At 73.4% G+C, this 1,438-nt stretch carries 2 protein-coding genes; both read left to right on the top strand.

Annotated elements, in window-relative coordinates; genetic code table 11:
• Positions 1-924, top strand: a 924-nt coding sequence (locus tag ELR45_RS02095) for a vWA domain-containing protein (protein ID WP_205855704.1), incomplete at its 5' end; no start/stop codon positions are given.
• Positions 925-948: 24 nt separating this feature from the next.
• On the top strand, positions 949-1,438 hold a 490-nt coding region (locus tag ELR45_RS40250; RefSeq protein ID WP_240759070.1), incomplete at its 3' end, for an XdhC family protein.

Here is a 1,438-nt window from a genome sequence, read left to right as displayed (position 1 = left end):
GCTGTACCCGCCGACGGTGCTGACCTCGCCGACGGCCGGCCGGATGGGGAGTCGCCGCCGGACCGGCTGGCCACGGCCAGCCGGATGGAGGTGTTGCGGCACCGGGACGTGACCGGCCTGACCGCGGCCGAACGGGCTGAGGTGAACCGTTTCCTCGCCGTGCTGGCCCCGGCGTTGCCGGAACGGGTCAGCAGGCGGATGCGTGCGTCGTCTGTGGGTGCCGTCGACCCCCGCCGGACGATCCGGGCGATGCTTCGACACGGCGGCGAGCCGGTGGACGTCCTGCGGCACCGCAAGTCGCGCCGGAGCCGGCGTCTGGTGTTCCTGATCGATGTGAGCGGTTCGATGGCGCCGTACGCGGACACGCTGCTGCGGTTCGCGCACGCGGCGTGCCGGGCGCGTCCGAGCACCGAGGTATTCACCGTCGGCACGAGGCTGACCAGGGTCACTCGCGAGCTTCGCGGCGGCGTCACCGCGACGGCGCTGGTCCGGGCGTCTGCGGCGATCCCGGATTGGAGCGGAGGGACCAGGCTGGGGGCGGAGCTCAAAGAGTTCCTGGACCGGTGGGGGCAGCGCGGCACGGCCAGGGGCGCCGTCGTCGTGATCGCCAGCGACGGGTGGGAGCAGGGCGACCCCGCGCTGTTGGGCGACCAGATGGCGAGGCTGCGCCGGCTGGCGCGGCGGGTGGTGTGGGTGAACCCGCATCGCGGACATGAGGGGTACGCGCCGCGGACCGGCGGCATGCGGGCGGCGCTGCCACACGTCGACCACCTAGTGGCGGGGCACTCCCTCGGGGCGATGGAGGACCTGGCGAGGCTGCTGGCCGTCACCGGCGGACGCGGGTCGTCACCGGTGGGCGAGCGCAGCATGGGTGGCGTGGGCGGTGAACCGGCCTGGGAGCGGCCGGTGGCGGCGACGGGTTGACGGACGAGCGGAGGGCGGTGCGCGATGCGTGAGGTGATGAACGACCTCGTGTCCGTGCTGGAGCGAGGTGGCCGCGCGGGCCTGGTGACCGTGGTGGCGACGTTCAAATCGGCGCCTCGTTCGGCGGGCGCGTCGATGCTGGTGACCGACACCGGCGAGGCCGTGGGCAGCGTGTCCGGCGGATGCATCGAGGGTGCCGTCTACGAGCTCGCGCAGGAGGTGATCGATGGGCGCGCGCCCACCGTGCAACGCTACGGCGTCAGCGATGACGACGCGTTCGCCGTCGGCCTCACCTGCGGCGGGATCATCGACGTGTTCGTCGAGCCGGTGGACGCGCGCACCTTCCCGCACCTGCGAGAGCTCGCCGCCACGGTGCGGCGGCACGAGCCGGTAGCGCTGGCGACCGTCGTCTCCGGACCCGGCGAGGCCGGCGCACACCTCGTCGTGTGGCCGGACAAGGTGATGGGCGGCCTCGGCGGTCAACGTTTGGACGACGCCGTCACCGACGACGCTC

The organism is Phytoactinopolyspora endophytica, assembly GCF_004138495.1.
In the GTDB taxonomy this organism is placed as follows: Bacteria; Actinomycetota; Actinomycetes; order Jiangellales; family Jiangellaceae; genus Phytoactinopolyspora; species Phytoactinopolyspora endophytica.
Note: the sequence above shows the minus strand (reverse complement) of the source record. Positions and strands in the feature narration are given on the sequence as shown.